This is a genomic window from Glutamicibacter sp. NPDC127525, assembly GCF_042672105.1.
In the GTDB taxonomy this organism is placed as follows: Bacteria; Actinomycetota; Actinomycetes; order Actinomycetales; family Micrococcaceae; genus Glutamicibacter.
The window spans coordinates 271,650-287,747 of sequence record NZ_JBHXVN010000003.1 but is presented as its reverse complement, the minus strand read 5'-3'; the positions used below and the strand labels follow the sequence as shown (position 1 = coordinate 287,747).

The following is a 16,098-nucleotide window of genomic DNA, read 5'->3' as shown; positions in this document are numbered from 1 at the left end:
CAACCAATTTCTAGGAGTTAGACATGACTACCCCCATTCCAACCATCACGCTGAACAATGGCGTTGAAATGCCCCAGGTAGGTTTTGGAGTCTTCCAGGTTCCCAATGAAGAGACCACTGCTGCAGTGGGTTCAGCGCTCAAGGCCGGCTACCGCAGTATCGATACCGCCGCGATCTACGGCAATGAGGAAGGCGTGGGCGCAGCACTGGCCCAGTCCGGCCTTGCCCGCGAAGACCTGTTCATCACCTCCAAGATCTGGATTGCGGACATGGGTTACGAGCAGACGCTGGAAGCCTTTGATGCCAGTCTTGAGCGCTTGGGCCTGGACTACCTGGACCTGTACTTGATTCACTGGCCAGCCCCGGAAAAGAATCTCTACATTGAGACGTGGAAGGCGCTGGAGAGGCTGTATGCAGAGAAGAAGATCCGCGCCATCGGGGTTTCCAACTTCCAGCCTGAGCACCTGGAGCAGCTGGTCGCCGAAGGAACCATCGTTCCGGCCGTGAACCAGGTGGAACTCCACCCTGCCTTGCAGAACCGCGAAGTCGTTGCAGCTAACGCGCAGCACGGCATCGTCACCGAAGCATGGAGCCCGCTGGCTCAGGGCGCAATGCTCACCGAAGAAACCATCGTGGGCATCGCTCAGGCGCATGAGGTGTCCGCGGCTCAGGTCATCCTGCGCTGGCATCTGCAGCAGGGCCGGGTGATCATCCCGAAGTCTGTCACTGAATCACGCATCATCGCCAACTTGGACCTGTTCGGCTTCGAATTGACCAGCGGCGAACTGGCAAGCATTGATGCCCTTGATCGTGATGGACGCACCGGCCCAAACCCGGACACCTTTAACGGCTGATTTGATGACAACAACCTAGATGCTGCCTGTGCCCTCAACTGGCCGCGGGCAGCATCTCTGGCTTGGATGGTCCGGGGCGTTGTGAACGTCGCGTTCTAGGCATTATCCCCATGTGGATCGGATTGACCGTCTAGTCGGCATGGGCACGAGCGGCTGGGTATGCCAGAACCTGGTTCGCCAAGTCGCCCCAGTCGATGGCCACCATCGAACGCATTAGCGGCGACTACCTCATTGGCGGGGGCTATCACCAAATAAGGAGACCATCGATAGGGCCTGAGTAAAAAAGTTGTTGCCTAGACCAATTTGCCCGGCCTAGGCAACAACTGTAGCGGTCATCCTATGGGACTCTGAACGTGTCATGTCCTACATGTCAGTCAGCCGCTGTGTGACTACTGTCTGAAGTAGGGGTCATTGGCAGAAGACGATCCTGCCTCTGTTGGTGTCCAGCCGTGGAGTCGAGTCATGCCGATCCCGCCTTCATAGGTGTATTCGACCCAGATCACGGCGTAGCGGCCGTGGCGATTCGCTTCTGTCCACGCGAGGACGTCAACAATGCTTTCTGCGTCTTCAATTCGGTTCTCGTAGCAGGCACGGTCCTCGTCCCAGAAGTCCATCCGATACACGGGATTCGGGTTTTCCTGACTGACGTATCGAGGATCAACGAGAGTTGCCCTGATCTTTTCTGCACTCATGCTCACAATCTATCGCGCTCGAGCGTAATCAAGCGGGCGTTCTAGAGCCGTCCCAAAAAGGGAATCTCCTGTGGGACACTCGCCACAATGTATATGGGCTGTCCTGCATTGGTCAGTCTCAATATCGTCGGGGCGTCCACCCCGATGGCAGCATGCCAGTGATCTTTCCCCGTTCAGAATCAACCTCGGCTGACCAGCCTTGCGCTGCCTGTTCCTCATCGAAAGCGCCCCGTGCAATGCGCAGACCAACGTCTGGGTGGCTCATCCCAGGCGCACCACCGCGGCGCGTCGAAGCCCGCAGGCTCCACGACTTATCAGCAAAACCGCCCCCGCGGAAGACTCGGTAATCGTCGTAGCGGGCCGGATCGGGTAGATCCCAGCACCATTCCCATACGTTTCCAAGGGTGTCGTGGAGTCCGAAGGCATTGGGTAGTTTTTGACCAACTTCCTTCGGGTTCTCTAGCTTGTCATCCGCTGTCCACCCAATGGCATCGAGGGAGCCATAATGTGGCCCCACGGTGCCAGCGCGGCACGCGTATTCCCATTCGGCTTCGGTAGGCAGGCGGTACCCGGAGGCGTTGGTCTGCCAACTTACCTCGCCTGCCTCGAAGATGTATGCAGGGGCAAGCCCTTCATTGATTGACGCTGCATTGCAAAACTTGATGGCTTCCAACCAATTGATATCTACCAGAGGTGCTTGGGAACCTGCTTCGCTAGTACTCATCAGTTGCCCGTACTGCGCCGTGGTGACGGAGATAGCCCCAATTTCGAAAGGTTCTAGATCGACGGTCCAGCGGCGTTTCCGTCGAGCGTCGTGCAATTCTACTTGTCCGGCCGTTAACGGACGGAGGTCAAAGGTAGGCATTCCATAATGTTCCCATACCGTCCCATAAGCCGAACCTTCACCGGGACAGGAACCGTGGGAAGGCCGAGACCTCCCTTTGCAACGGGGTGGAGGGACACGGCTTTGGGTCATGAGACTGCGGGGTTGGCGTTCTCCCATGTCCGCAGGCTCGGCCATGCGATGAGAGCGCAGAGGGCGAACACGAGTGCCCCCGCCAGGAACGGGGTTGCAAGACCACTGGCCGTGGCAAACAGGCCCCCGAGCGCAGCTCCGATGGTGAGGCCGGCGAGGCCGAACAATTTGGAGACGGCATTGACCCGTCCACGCAGCTCGTCCGGGACCAGTCGCTGGCGCAGGGAACTGAGACAAATGCTGAAAAGCACGGCATGCAAGATATATGCGGCCAAGAACAATGCCGCCACCCAGGGAACATCGGTCACGTAGATAGCAAACAAGCTGAGCGATCCAAGGACCAAGCTGCCCGCGGTGGTCGCGGCGTAGCCAATCTTGCGCCGCAGCGGCGCGGCCACGGCTGACCCGATGAGTCCGCCGAGGGCCGAGACCGAAAGCAAAATCCCATAGCCGGGCGCCCCCAAGCCCAAGACGTCCTCGGCAAAAAGGACGAGGATCGAAAACGGCATCATGTACGCGACACTGGCCAGCCCGCTGATGATCGCCAGTGAGCGCAACAGCCGGTGACGTACCAACCAGGCGGCACCCTCGACCACCTCGCGGCGCAAAGAAGGAGGTTTGGCGTTGAGCCGCTTGGGACGGAAATTGCCGACCATCCCCAGGAAGAACAGGGCTGCTGCCGCGTAGGCCCCGCCCGTGATGGCGATAGGCAAGGAGATGACGGCGGCAAACATCAGTCCGCCGAGCGGTGGACCGATGAATTCATCCGCGACAAGTTGGGTCGCTGTGATCTGGCTGTTGGCCTTGTCCAGGTTCTTGGTGTGCACGAGGGACGGCAGGATGGATAGTGCCGAGTTGTCTGCCGCCGTTTCCAGGAGCCCTATCAAAGTAAAGACCACATAGAGGGCGACGATTGACCCGGTGCCGGTGGCGACCAACACTGCCAGTGCGATCAACAGGATGCTTCTGCTCAGATTGGCGACCCACAGAATGGTTTTGCGGTCCAGCCGGTCAACGAAAGCTCCGATCGGCAGAACGACCAGGAACTTGGCGGCGGAATAGACCATCGACAGGCCCGCGATCAGCAAGGGGTTGGATGTTAGGGCCGTAGCCAGAAGTGGAATGGCTACGAAACTCATGCCGTCGCCGAAGTTGGAGGCCGCGTTCCCGGCCCACAGCTTCCTATACTCTCGTCCCAGCGACATGCTTTCAGAGCCTACCGGCAATTCCACGGCCTGTTGCAATCTGACAAGTGCCGTTCGGATTAAGTGCCTCGTCGGGAAGGCCGAGGACTCCGATCTTTGGGTTGTTCGTCTCGCAAGGGGTCTGCTTTGAACAGCGTTCCGTTAGGGGGTCCTCTACAGGAGCGCCCGTAAGCCGAACGTTCTACGGGACAGCAACACGGCACCAGACTGAACAGGCGGGAAATGAGGCGGGCTGTTGACTAGATCGATTCTAGGGCCACGGGACAACCAAGCTATTCTGGCCCAGAAGGTCCGGGGAATGGCTGCGTTCGCCAATGTCGGGAATGAGCGAGTCCCTTCAAGAGTTCATCACCCCAAGATCAGACATGGTCTGGGCAATCATAAATTGGATCCCGTCTCGGGTAACAACTCGCACCGACTGGACATGTATAGGTATGAGCACTTCAGAAATAAAGCAGAATCGGGAGGCGCGGTTCTCCAGATTGTATGAATCGGCCTACACCGATGTCCTGCGATTCATCCAACGACGGGCAGGTCCAGACCACGCGGAGGACATCGTCCACGAGGCCTTTCTTGCCGCCTGGCGGCGTTTGGACGAACTCCCTATTAAGCACGACGATGCCAGAGCCTGGCTGTTCGCAACCGCGCGGAACTGCCTGCTTAACAACCAACGCGGGCAGGCACGCCAAGGAGCGCTGGCGGTCCGGATCGCAGCCCGGACACCTATCTACACTGACGCCGAAGCCGAGCTGACCCATCAACGCATTGACCTGACCTCCGCCTGGCAACGGCTGCGCCCTGAATACCAAGAAGTCCTGGCCACGACGATTTGGGAAGATCTTTCTTCGTCACAGGCGGGCCAAGTACTAGGGATTTCATCGGCGGCCTACCGCATCCGGCTTCATCGTGCGCGCAAATCGTTGCGACACGAACTCGATTCCGCCCCCTTCCCGGCACCCCTCGCCGGATCCCTCATGACGGAGTGACTGACATGGATAAGAACAAATACCTGGAACTAGAGGCATTTCGACCCCTCGATTCCGCTCCCCAAGGCGATCTGGACCAGGCCGGACAGATCAGGGCGAACGCGAGGCTGCAACAAATTCTCGCCAGCGATCCGGACAACGGAAATACCATGAGTGGTGCTATCGGTAAACGTCGACTCAAACCTGTACGCCGCATAGGGGCTCCCATTGCTCTGGCCGCGGTGGCTGCCATCACCGCAACGGTGGTGCTCCTACCGGGGACGGGAAGCAATGGTACGGCGTATGCGTCATGGAATGCTGTGCCAACTTCCATCAGCAGCACCGATAAGGCCGTAGCCGATGCGGCCTGCCGCGGCCACCTGGACCTATCCTCCCCGCAATTGGATCTTGCCGAGCGACGGGGTGATTGGGTGGTGTTGCTTTACACCGCTTCCGAACACATGGCAGGTATGTGTCTAGCCCACTTGCCTGCCGGAGCACAAAAGGCTGACAACATTGATTTCAGTAGGGGAGGTGGCGATCAAGGGTTCCTCCCGGTTGCGGGGGAATTCACTGAGGGAAACATCGCCGAATTTCGTGGTGGCAATATATTCGGGTTCGGTGATCGTCCCGAAATTGCCCTCACCCACGGGAACGTTGGTGAGGATGTAACAGCTGTAACGATCACGACTCCGGACGGCCAATTGGTCGAAGCCACCGTTCAGGACGGCAGATACGCTGCTTGGTGGCCGGGCAAGGCCCTCGGTGACGAATTGGAGGGCAACGGTGGACCCGCTCCGGCGATTTCCTACACACTCACTCTTAAGGACCAGACGGTTGTCAAGGACGCAACCCCAAGGATGCCGTCCTAGAGTCACTGGTGACAGTGTGGGCGCGACGAGCAACCAGGCACCATAATGGAAGCCTCGTCGCGCCCGTTACCTCTAGCAGTGCTTTGCTTTGGGCATCAGAAAGAGCGTCTCACCGCCGCGGGGACAGTCATTTTGTCCCGTTAGGAGTTTGTCCGGAATGGCATTTGAGAACGTCCCGTAAGGGGAACGCCCTGCGGGACACAATTTAGGTTACTGAAATAATTGGGCCGGCAGGTCTACGAAGCCAAACTGTTGTGAAACCCTCTGCCATATCTTCTTCAAAATCGAATTTGAAGCCACGTCGTTCATAGAATGTCTGGGCCGCAGAGTTCCCTTTCACAAATTCGATCCTTACCTCATGGGCTGGGCCAATTGCAGTAAGGGCTACGTCCATAAGAGCACTGCCAATACCGCGTCCGTGGGCTTCGGGCACGACATAAATTTTCCAGATTACAGGTTCGCCTTCAAACAGCCCGAAGGTTAGCGTGCCAACTGCCTGTCCATCCTGAAAAGCAATGAACGTCGTGTCATCCGTGATTGATGCGCTCACCGAGTCGTGAGACCACCATGTATTGAGGTTTTCCATGACAAAATCTGGACTGGTGAAACTCAGGTACGTAGCTGGCCACGTGACGAGCCCAATTGACCGAATGGCTTGCACATCATCAAGGTTCGCAACGCGAATCGAAAGGTCTTCCATGCCCCGAATCTACAGGAGGATCGATAGATTATTGGGCTTCGCAAAGAGACGTAAATGTTTCCACTTGCTATTTCGCTTTATAGCGACTGCACTGACAGTCCTAAGTTGTCTTCGTTACGCGCCCGTAAGCGGAAGGTCTATCGAACAGTCCGGATCGCTTCGAGCCAAAGGGACTCGTTGTTCCTCACGAACTGGGTCACGGTGTTCCAGTGGTCACCGTGGCCAGTCGTGAACATCGCCCCCCACGGTTCGATTCCCCTGGCATGGGAATTTTTGAGCAGTTCGTGCATAGCTGTTGTCCGTTGCCACATCGTGGAGGGCAGCGCTGCCCGGGGCTCTTCGTCGGCGTCGTAGCCGTCAATGAAGGCTGCCAGTGCTTGTGCGGCCATATGAGGGTCGGCCGATGCGTCGTTTAGCGTGAAGGACTGCGCGGCGTATGCGAGATCCCATAGGCGTGTACTAGGTGCGGCCGCGTCCCAATCGATGAACACCCATCGGTCTCCGATGAGGAGATTCCACGGGGCCAGATCGTTGTGGCAGATCAGGTCGGCCCCGGGCGCCGGAATGTGTGTGATCCAAGTTGAGCCGAAGTCCGGCTCATAGGCCGCACTGGCATCATGGATAGTGCGCACCAGGCGACCTACCCGGGAAAGCTCTGAGAGCGATAATGGCCCCGAGTCCATGGCAAGGCAACCGGGGACAAACTCTGTCACTTGTCGTCCCTGGGCGTCTTGCCCATATACCGCGGGCACATCGACGCCTGCGTTGCGCACAGCCCTCATATATGCGAGCACACTCGGAGTGGCTGCCGACCACGGTTTACGTACCGTGGAGCCGACGCGTACCACGCCATCGGTGGCGTTGCCTCCAGCCAGGTGAACCTCTTCCATCCCACAAGCCTAGCGCTCACGCCTTGCCGCTCCGCAGAGGGAAGCTCCACGGGGACGTCCCGCAAGCCGGTCGTCATACGGGACATACGTTTTATTGACTCGGCCAATTTTTGAAACTCCGAGTTTTCAAACATTTCAGATTCCCATATACCCCGCCTGAGAAAATGCCCGGTGAAGGGACCTTATGCGCGACATGGAAAATGAGCCAAAGGCGCCACAGCGTTTCTGGGGAAGAAAACATCTGTTGTTGCTCGATCGTGCGCTGGTGCTCGAGCGCTATTCGTGGGAAATGTTGATTCTTGTGGAACCCTCTTTAACGGAGACTAGCCCTCTGTTCGTTTGGCCTGAAGCTCCCGACCCGATGAAAACGCGAGGCAGGCTGTTGCCTGTTTCCACTCTTTGGAAGTTGCATTGCTGACGGTCGACTAACCGATACATGTCAACAGTCTGGGCTGTGAACGAAATAGATTGAAGAGGGTTCCGCTTGTTCGGCAATTCACTTCCAGAGGAGCCAGTCACTTGTCTTCGCAGGGCTCAGAATGTGAAGCGACGCAGCGAACTATCCGGCTTGCAGAACCCATCCTCTACGGTTGGCCGTCGGCACGGAGCCGGCGACCGGAAATTGATGCAAGGCATGCTGAGCGAGGACTTGGCTGTTCAGGGTGCAGCAGCTTGAGAGAGCGCGTCTTGTGAGATCAAGAGAGCTTGGTAGCCGCGAATTCGGAATGGTTGAAACCGTGTTGCCCGAGTTGCAGAATCAGTTGATGACCAGCCGTTTCACGGTGCTCCTGATCGCCTCGATGACATCATTGATGGTAATTCGATGCAAATGTTCGGCTCTCAATAAGAGGTCGATTTGTCTCCCTGAATTCAATCCCTTGATTGGTCGTAAAGTCACCGTTTCATCCAGAGTCTTTCGTGCTGTGAAACGTGGGAGGATTCCCAGGCAACCACTGGCTTCAACCAAGGCGCCGGCGGTGGCGTAGTCGTTGACCCGGTGCTCGATCCGCGGGGCTTTACCGGCCAGCGCGGCGATGGTTTCCAGGACGTCGGCCGGTGAGTACCCTGAGCGGGAAACGACCCAGGGCTCGTCGATCACCTGCTCGGGGGAGAGCTCCTCGAATTTGGCCAGGGGATGATCTCGGTGGATCGCCACGTCCAGCGGTTCGAAAGCCAGAGGTATAACGCTGATCCGGTCTTCGGGCCAGGGGGCCGTGTGCGGCATCCGGTGTGCCAGCACCAAATCGTACGTCGAGGTCAGCGCCGGAAAATCCTGCTGCGAGACATCTTCGTCGGAAAAGCGCAGCGGGGGCAGTTGGCCTTCCGGGTAGGTTAGCAACGGGGCGAAAATGGTCTGCCCAATGGAATGGAATCCCGCGATGCGAATGGGGGTGTCCCGCTCTTGCTCCTGGGTGCGGATCCTCGCTGACACCTCGGCCAGGGTCGAAGCGACTGACGCTGCGGCGGAGGCCAGCAGTTTTCCCTCGGTTGTCAGGACCAGCCTGCGTCCGTCCTTCTGGGTCAGGGGCGCAGGGAAGTTGCGCTGCAGCTGCGCCAAATGCTGCGAGACCGCTGAGGGTGAGACAAAAAGGGCCCTCGCCACGGCGTTGACGCTGCCCAAATCCGCGAGTTCACGCAGAATCCTCAACTGATGTAATTCCATGAAGTAAATACTAAATCGTTGGATCAGTAAATAAGTGATCTTCTAAGGTGTTGTCCCGTGCTGTCGGGTGCGACACTTGAATCGACCCCATGTCTGTGTTGCGCGCACCCAGGTGCCCAATCCAAAGGAACCCGCATGAAAGCACTGTACAAGTCCGGCCCGCACGCAGGGCTGGAACTCGTTGATCGCCCAGAACCAGAGACCGGTGCCCACGAGGTCAAGATCCGTGTCATGACCGCCGGAATCTGCGGCACCGACCTGCACATCGAAGCCTACGACGATGCAGCCAAGGCCATGATCAACACGCCGCTGGTTCCGGGGCACGAGTTCTACGGCGAGGTCGTGGAAATCGGCGACTTCGTGCACGGGGTCAAGATCGGCGACCGCGTCTCGGGTGAAGGCCACGTAGTGTGCGGCCTGTGCCGCAACTGCCGCGCGGGCCGCAAGCAGATGTGCATCAACGTCGATTCGGTAGGCGTGCAGCGCGACGGCGCATTCGCCGAATACGTGGTGATCCCCGAAAGCAACGTCTACATCCACCGCGATGAGCGCATCACCCCGCTGCTCGGCGCCATCTTCGACCCGTTCGGCAATGCCGTGCACACCGCACTGCAGTTCCCGATGGTGGGCGAGGACGTGCTGATCACCGGTGCCGGACCCATCGGCCTGATGGCCGCGGCAGTGGCCCGCCACGTCGGCGCCCGCAACATCGCCATCACCGATGTCTCCGAGCAGCGCCTGGAACTGGCCCAGTCCATGGGCATCGATCTGGCCGTGAATGTCGCGACCACCCGCATCAAGGAAGCGCAGCAGAAGCTGGGCATGGTCGAAGGGTTCGACTACGGCATGGAAATGTCCGGGCACAAGACCGCCCTGCCGGAAATGATCGAGAACATGAACCATGGCGGCAAGATCGCCATGCTCGGCTTGCCCAGCACCTCGATCGACATCAACTGGGGCAAGGTTGTCACCCACATGCTGACCCTGCGCGGCATCTACGGCCGCGAAATGTTCGAGACCTGGTACGCCATGAGCGCCATGCTCACCTCCTCGGAGGTGATGCGCGAGCGCATCGCTTCGGTGGTTACCGACTTCCTGCCGGCCACCGAATGGCAGCAGGGCTTCGAAGCTGCTCGCAGCGGGCACGGCGGCAAGGTCGTGCTCGACTGGACCGTTTTCTCAGGCTAAGAATTTCCCGCATCAACAAGGAGCATTTGCAATGTACACGGATCTCAAAGACCAGCTTGCCGCCGAATTGGACGAGCTGAAGTCCTCCGGCCTGTTCAAGGCAGAACGCCACATCGACTCGGCCCAGTCCGCTTCCATCATGGCCGGCTCGCTGGGCGACGATGCACGGAAGGTGCTGAATTTCTGCGCCAACAACTACCTGGGCCTGGCCGATAACCAGCAGATCATCGACGCGGCCAAGACCGCCATGGATGAGCGCGGCTTCGGCATGGCCTCGGTCCGCTTCATCTGCGGCACCCAGGACCTGCACCTGGAACTGGAAGCCAAGCTCTCTAAATTCCTGGGCACCGAGGACACCATCTTGTTCTCCAGCTGCTTCGATGCCAACGGCGGCGTGTTCGAATCGCTGTTCGGCAAGGAAGACGCCATCATCTCCGATGCGCTGAACCACGCCTCGATCATCGATGGCATCCGCTTGTCCAAGGCCGCGCGCTTCCGCTACGCCAACCAGGACATGGCCGACCTGGAAACCCAGTTGCAGGCTGCCGCGCAGCTCAACGGCGGGGCGGGCGCCCGCCGCACCATCATCGTCACCGATGGCGTCTTCTCCATGGACGGCTACCTGGCTCCCTTGGAGGCCATCTGCGATCTGGCTGACAAGTACAACGCGCTGGTCATGGTCGATGACTCCCACGCTGTGGGCTTCATGGGCGCCACCGGGGCAGGCACTCCGGAGCATGCAGGAGTCTCGGACCGCGTGGACATCTACACCGGCACCTTCGGCAAGGCATTAGGCGGCGCCTCGGGCGGCTACGTGTCCGGCCGCGGCGAGGTTGTCGCGATGCTGCGCCAGAAGGCCCGCCCGTACCTGTTCTCCAACTCGCTGGCTCCATCGATTGTCGCTGCCACGTTGAAGGCGCTGGACCTGGTGGTGGACTCCGGGGACCTGCGCGAGAAGCTCTTCGAGAACGCTGCGCACTTCCGCCGCCGCATGACCGAAGAGGGCTTCGAATTGCTCGACGGCGAGCACGCCATCATTCCGGTGATGTTCGGCGACGCGGTCAAGGCCGCAGAGGTCGCAGGCAAGATGCTCGAGCAGGGCGTCTTCGTCACGGCCTTCAGCTTCCCGGTAGTGCCCAAGGGGGCCGCGCGCATCCGCGTCCAGCTTTCTGCCGCGCATTCGGCTGAGGATATCGAGGCCTGCGTGCAGGCATTCGTCGCCAGCCGCTGACCCAGGGGGATTGCCCGGCGCCGTGTTTCAATAGGGATGACGAGTTGGAATAACCAAAGGCGGTGGGCTCATGGCTACCAGGAACGACGTGGCGCGCTTGGCCGGCGTATCTCCTAGTACCGTGTCCTACGTGATCAGCGGCCGGCGCACCATTTCCGAGGCGACCAAGGCCAGGGTCCTGGCGGCCATGCGGGAGTTGAACTACACCCCGGATGCCTTTGCCCAGGGCCTGGCCGGATCGCGCCGGGGCATCCTTGCCCTGCACTTTCCCACCAGCCTGGACGGCTATTCTTCCACCGAGTTCGAGTACGTCACCGCCGCCATGGAGCGTGCCCGCGCGCTGGGCTACCACATGCTGTTGTGGTCCAACCCGATGACCGATGCCATGGGATTGGAAAGCCTGGTCGGACAGAAGCTGGTGGCCGGGGTGCTCTTGATGGAAGTGTCGATCAATGACCCGCGCTTTGATGTCCTGCGGCGCGCGGGCATTGCCTTTGCCTCCATTGGCCGTCCCGATGACAGCGCGGACCTGTCCTATGTCGATAATGACTTTGCCCAGGCCGGGCGCATCGCGGTGGACTATTTGGCGAGCCTCGGCCACCAATCCATCATGTACATCAACGTATCGGTGGAAGACCAGGAAGCCGGCAACGGCCCGGCCATCCGCACGGCCCGGGCCATCTGCGATGCCGTGCGCGATCGGGGCATGGCGATGCAGGAAGTGCCGGTGGAAAACAACGCCCGCGGCGGCCGCGCGGCGCTGAATGCCTACCTGGAACTGCACCCGCGACCCACTGCGGTGCTGGCGCTCAAGGAGTTCGCCACCGCGGGATTTGTCAACGCCGCTGGCATGGCTGCGTTGCGGATCCCCGATGACCTCTCGGTGATCGCACTGGGGGTCGGGGACCGTTCGGCCGAGATGGTTGCCCCGGCGCTGACCACGGTGGCCCCGCCGGGGGAGGCCATTTCCCATGCCGCGGTGGACGCCCTGGTGCAGCAGATCGAGGGGCGCTCCCAAGCGCCGGTGCAGCAACTGGTCGCGCCGCTGATGGTGGTCCGGGACAGCTCGGGCCCGGCACCGCAATGACCTGCCCGCGCCAATTTCTCCACGGTGTTCTCCCATAACTGTTGACGCGCGTCGATGACCTGCGTCACTATTGAGGGGATCACTCGTGCCAGGCCGCCTCATCCGGCAGGGCATTACCCAACGTGGAGGGCATCATGACTAAAGCAAAACGCGGGCTGAAGTTCGCGCCGGTTATCTCGGTGGCAGCAATCGGCCTGCTCCTGGCCGGTTGCTCGGGCGGAGCAGACCCCAATGACCCCAACGCCTCCGGCGGCGGCGAAGCGCAAGTGGGCCAAGCCGACGGAGTCGTCGACATCTACGGCCCGGTCACCGGCATTGAAGCGGAACTGCTGGAAGAATCCTGGGCCAAGTGGTCCGAGGAGAACGGCATCAAGATCCGCTACACCGGCGACAAGAACTTCGAATCCCAAATCGGAATCAAGGTCCAAGGCGGCGACACCCCGGACCTGGCCGTCTTCCCGCAACCGGGCTTGCTGCAGGCCACCGTGGCCCAGGGCAAGGTGCAGCAACTTCCCGAGGCAGTGCAGTCCCAGCTGCAGAGCAACTGGTCCGAAGACTGGCAGAACTACGGCAAGGTCGATGGGGTGCAGTACGGGGTGCCGCTGATGGCCAGCGTGAAAGGCTACATCTGGTACTCGCCCAAGCAGTTCGAGCAGTGGGGCTTGAGCGTCCCGGAAACCTGGGATGAAATGACCACCCTGGGCACCGAAATCTCGAAGCAGACCAAGGAACCGGCCTGGTGTGCCGGATTCGCTTCGGGCGAGGCATCGGGATGGCCGGGCACCGACTGGATTGAAGACGCGGTCCTGCGCCAGTCCGGAACCGAAGCCTACGACGAGTGGGTTTCGGGAGATCTGGAATTCACTTCGCCAGAAATCACCAGCGCCTTCGATTCCGTTGGAAAGATCCTGCTGGACCCAGAGCAAGTCAACGCCGGATATGGCGACGTGAAGTCGATCAACGCCACCGCCTTCGGCGATGTTGGCACGGCCGTGGCCAAGGGAACCTGCCCGCTGACCCACCAGGCATCCTTCCTGGAAGGATACGTCCTGGATTCCAAGAACGCCGATGGCGAGAAGGCTACCGTGGCGCCTGACGGGGATGTCTGGGCTTTCGTTGCCCCGCCAGCCAAAGCCGATGACCCCGTATCTGTTGTAGGCGGCGGTGAATTCGTTGCCGCCTTCTCCAATGATGAGGATACCGCCAAGGTCCAGGAATACCTGGCCAGCGCGGATTGGGCCAATAGCCGCGTTGGACTCGGCGGCGTGATCTCGGCGAACTCCGGGCTTGATCCGAAGAACGCCAGCAGCGATCTGCTGCGCTCCGCTGTTGAATTGCTGCAGGATCCGAACACCACCTTCCGCTTCGACGGGTCTGATCTGATGCCCAAGAGCGTCGGCTCCGACTCCTTCTGGAAGGGCCTGGTGGACTGGGTCGATGGCAAGCCGACCAAGGAAGTGCTTGAAAATATCCAGTCCGGCTATGACTCCTAGTCGCCATCTGGTCCATCGCCAACGGCCGGGAGTCCAGGCCGTTGGCGGGATTGTAGGAGCCTGAGCGCATGTCTGAATTCTTCCAGTGGCTGGCTGGCGTTCCGCCGCTAGTCCAAGTGCCGATCGTCCTGGTTGCCTTCGCGGTCTTGATCGCAGCGATCCTCGCCTTTGTCGAGATAGCGACCAAGGGCGGACGGGTTTTCGCCGTCGTGCGCTTTGCCGCCGCGGTCTTGGTCCCGGTGGCGATCCTGCTGGTCCTGGGCCTGTACAACTCCGTGATGTGGGTGGCCGCGCTGGCCGCGGTGCTCGGCGCGGTGCTGTTTATCCTGGACCGGCGCTCGCGATCCGGCGCCGGCGCGCTGCTGCAGCTGTCCGGTTTCCTGGCTCCGGCCATGCTGCTGCTCGCAATCGGCTTGATCTACCCCACGGTCCGCACCGCGCTCAGCGCCTTCATGGCCAACGACGGATCCGGCTTCGTCGGCCTGGGGAATTTCCGCTGGGTCTTCACCAGCCCCGATGGCCTAACCGCCCTGCTCAATACCCTGGTGTGGGTTCTGGTGGCGCCCGTGGTCTCCACTATCATCGGATTGGCCTACGCGGTATTCATCGACAAGAGCCGTGGCGAGAAGTTCTTCAAGCTGCTGGTGTTCATGCCCATGGCGATTTCCTTCGTTGGCGCATCGATCATCTTCAAGTTCTTCTACGACATCCGCCAGGGCGAGCAAATAGGCGTGCTCAACGCGATCATCACGGCATTCGGGGCCACGCCGGTCGACTGGCTCGGGCTCGAACCGTGGAACACGTTGTTCCTGGTGGTCATCCTGATCTGGACACAGGCGGGATTCGCCATGGTCATCCTGTCCGCGGCCATCAAGGGCGTGCCCGCAGAGCAAATCGAAGCAGCATCCCTGGACGGGGCCAGCCCATGGCAGCGTTTCGCCAATGTCACGCTGCCGGGGATCCGCTCCACCGTCATCGTCGTATTGACCACCATTTCCATTGCCTCGCTCAAGGTCTTCGACATCGTCTCTTCGATGACCGGCGGACGCTCGGATACAACGGTGCTGGCATTCGAAATGGTGCGCCAGTTCCAGCTCGGGGCACGCACCGGCTACAGCTCGGCCCTGGCCGTCATCCTGTTCATCCTGGTACTGCCGATCATCATCTACAACGTCCGCCAGCATAAGAAGCAAAGGGGAGTCCGATGAGCACCGTCAGCGAATCCTCTCGACGCCTCTTGGCAGCTACCGAGAAAACCAGCGGGAAACTGCGCAAAGCCACCACCTCCCGCGCAGCCACCATTGCGGCGTTCATCATTGCCGCGGTGTGGACCATCCCCACCTTCGGCCTGTTTGTCTCCTCCTTCAGGCAGGCTGATGACATCAAGACCTCGGGCTGGTGGACGGCCCTGTCCAACCCTTCATTCACGCTCGATAACTATGCGCAGGCCTTTGCCTCCGGCGACAGCCTTCCGCTGTCCAAGGCGTTCCTGAATTCGCTGGTCATCACCATTCCGGCGGCGATCGTGCCGATCCTTGTCGCCAGCTTGGCTGCCTATGCCTTCGCGTGGATCAACTTCAAGGGGCGCAATACGCTCTTCGTTCTCGTTTTCGCCCTGCAGATCGTTCCGATCCAGATGGCGCTGGTTCCGCTGCTCCAGCTGTTCTCGGACGGAGTGAAGATCGGTGGGCTGTATATCCTGCCGGGCTTGGGAGTCAACGGGTTGGATGGCGCCTACGCCAAGGTCTGGATTGCCCACACGATCTTCGCCTTGCCGTTGGCGATCTTCATGCTGCACAACTTCATTTCGGAGATCCCCGATGAGGTCATCGAGGCTGCTCGTGTTGACGGAGCCGGGCACGGGAAGATCTTCTCGAAGATCGTCCTGCCCCTGTCGATGCCGGCTATTGCTTCCTTCGGAATCTTCCAGTTCCTCTGGGTGTGGAATGACCTCTTGGTTGCGACGGTCTTCACCTCGGGTGGAGGCTTGCCGATCACGAAAGCGCTCCAGGACCTCTCGGGTACCTACGGGCAATCCTGGGAGCTGCTCACCGCAGGCGCTTTCATCTCGATGGTCATTCCGCTGGCGGTCTTCTTCGCCCTGCAACGGTTCTTCGTGCGGGGATTGCTGGCAGGTGCCACCAAGGGGTAACCCTGGCCTGCAGTGGGAACAATAGGGTGCCAGTCTGAAATCCCAGACGGGCACCCTATTGTTCTGCCCCATAGGCAACGAGCCATGGGTAGGCTCTTGGCTAAAGGATTGGAAATACCACGAAGGCGGA

The 16,098-nt window shown here is 60.0% G+C and carries 15 protein-coding genes; 9 read left to right on the top strand and 6 right to left on the bottom strand.

The genetic code is table 11. The features are described from left to right. The first annotated feature begins 23 nt into the window (after positions 1-23). Complete coding sequence (locus tag ACFVHU_RS09395; protein WP_388024069.1) at positions 24-854, top strand: aldo/keto reductase; 831 nt, start codon at positions 24-26, stop codon at positions 852-854. Between the two features lie 389 nt (positions 855-1,243). On the opposite strand, the gene ACFVHU_RS09390 is transcribed toward ACFVHU_RS09395, so the two are convergent. The 3 genes from ACFVHU_RS09390 to ACFVHU_RS09380 all read right to left on the bottom strand — a co-directional run bounded on the left by ACFVHU_RS09390 (position 1,244) and on the right by ACFVHU_RS09380 (position 3,727). Further along, the gene (locus tag ACFVHU_RS09390) at positions 1,244-1,546 is read right to left on the bottom strand and encodes a hypothetical protein (RefSeq protein WP_388024067.1); all 303 of its coding nucleotides are present in this window, start codon (positions 1,544-1,546) and stop codon (positions 1,244-1,246) included. Between the two features lie 118 nt (positions 1,547-1,664). Next, positions 1,665-2,411 carry a formylglycine-generating enzyme family protein gene (locus ACFVHU_RS09385; protein ID WP_388024066.1) on the bottom strand — a complete coding sequence of 249 codons (747 nt, stop codon included), beginning with the start codon at positions 2,409-2,411 and terminating at the stop codon, positions 1,665-1,667. A gap of 107 nt (positions 2,412-2,518) precedes the next feature. Then, complete coding sequence (locus ACFVHU_RS09380) at positions 2,519-3,727, bottom strand: MFS transporter (RefSeq protein ID WP_388024064.1); 1,209 nt, start codon at positions 3,725-3,727, stop codon at positions 2,519-2,521. 434 nt (positions 3,728-4,161) lie between these two features. Here ACFVHU_RS09380 and ACFVHU_RS09375 point away from each other — a divergent pair, with 434 nt between their 5' ends. Both ACFVHU_RS09375 and ACFVHU_RS09370 read left to right on the top strand, forming a co-directional pair. Then, positions 4,162-4,713: an RNA polymerase sigma factor gene (locus tag ACFVHU_RS09375; RefSeq protein ID WP_388024062.1), complete on the top strand. Its 552-nt coding sequence runs from the start codon at positions 4,162-4,164 to the stop codon at positions 4,711-4,713. Positions 4,714-4,718: 5 nt separating this feature from the next. Then, positions 4,719-5,564, top strand: a complete 846-nt coding sequence (locus ACFVHU_RS09370) for a hypothetical protein (RefSeq protein WP_388024061.1) — start codon at positions 4,719-4,721, stop codon at positions 5,562-5,564. Between the two features lie 205 nt (positions 5,565-5,769). Here the strand turns inward: ACFVHU_RS09370 and ACFVHU_RS09365 are convergent, their stop codons facing one another. The 3 genes from ACFVHU_RS09365 to ACFVHU_RS09355 form a co-directional block, all read right to left on the bottom strand. Next, positions 5,770-6,264: a GNAT family N-acetyltransferase gene (locus tag ACFVHU_RS09365; RefSeq protein ID WP_388024060.1), complete on the bottom strand. Its 495-nt coding sequence runs from the start codon at positions 6,262-6,264 to the stop codon at positions 5,770-5,772. 137 nt (positions 6,265-6,401) lie between these two features. Beyond that, positions 6,402-7,154: a phosphotransferase gene (locus tag ACFVHU_RS09360; protein ID WP_388024058.1), complete on the bottom strand. Its 753-nt coding sequence runs from the start codon at positions 7,152-7,154 to the stop codon at positions 6,402-6,404. Positions 7,155-7,911: 757 nt separating this feature from the next. Then, positions 7,912-8,817 (bottom strand): LysR family transcriptional regulator, encoded by a 906-nt coding sequence (locus tag ACFVHU_RS09355; RefSeq protein ID WP_388024056.1) that lies wholly within the window; start codon positions 8,815-8,817, stop codon positions 7,912-7,914. Positions 8,818-8,952: 135 nt separating this feature from the next. Here ACFVHU_RS09355 and tdh point away from each other — a divergent pair, with 135 nt between their 5' ends. The 6 genes from tdh (at position 8,953) to ACFVHU_RS09325 (ending at position 15,968) form a co-directional block, all read left to right on the top strand. Beyond that, the gene (tdh, locus tag ACFVHU_RS09350) at positions 8,953-10,005 is read left to right on the top strand and encodes an L-threonine 3-dehydrogenase (RefSeq protein ID WP_105657175.1); all 1,053 of its coding nucleotides are present in this window, start codon (positions 8,953-8,955) and stop codon (positions 10,003-10,005) included. A 31-nt stretch (positions 10,006-10,036) separates the two neighbouring features. Then, entirely contained in the window at positions 10,037-11,236 is a 1,200-nt protein-coding gene (locus ACFVHU_RS09345) for a glycine C-acetyltransferase (protein WP_105657176.1), read from the top strand. A gap of 70 nt (positions 11,237-11,306) precedes the next feature. Beyond that, positions 11,307-12,323 carry a LacI family DNA-binding transcriptional regulator gene (locus tag ACFVHU_RS09340; protein WP_388024054.1) on the top strand — a complete coding sequence of 339 codons (1,017 nt, stop codon included), beginning with the start codon at positions 11,307-11,309 and terminating at the stop codon, positions 12,321-12,323. A gap of 134 nt (positions 12,324-12,457) precedes the next feature. Then, positions 12,458-13,816, top strand: a complete 1,359-nt coding sequence (locus tag ACFVHU_RS09335; protein ID WP_388024052.1) for an ABC transporter substrate-binding protein — start codon at positions 12,458-12,460, stop codon at positions 13,814-13,816. A 68-nt stretch (positions 13,817-13,884) separates the two neighbouring features. After that, positions 13,885-15,024 (top strand): carbohydrate ABC transporter permease, encoded by a 1,140-nt coding sequence (locus ACFVHU_RS09330; RefSeq protein ID WP_388024050.1) that lies wholly within the window; start codon positions 13,885-13,887, stop codon positions 15,022-15,024. Further along, positions 15,021-15,968, top strand: a complete 948-nt coding sequence (locus ACFVHU_RS09325) for a carbohydrate ABC transporter permease (RefSeq protein WP_388024048.1) — start codon at positions 15,021-15,023, stop codon at positions 15,966-15,968. The genes ACFVHU_RS09330 and ACFVHU_RS09325 overlap by 4 nt, the downstream gene beginning before the upstream one ends. The last annotated feature ends 130 nt before the right edge of the window (positions 15,969-16,098 follow it).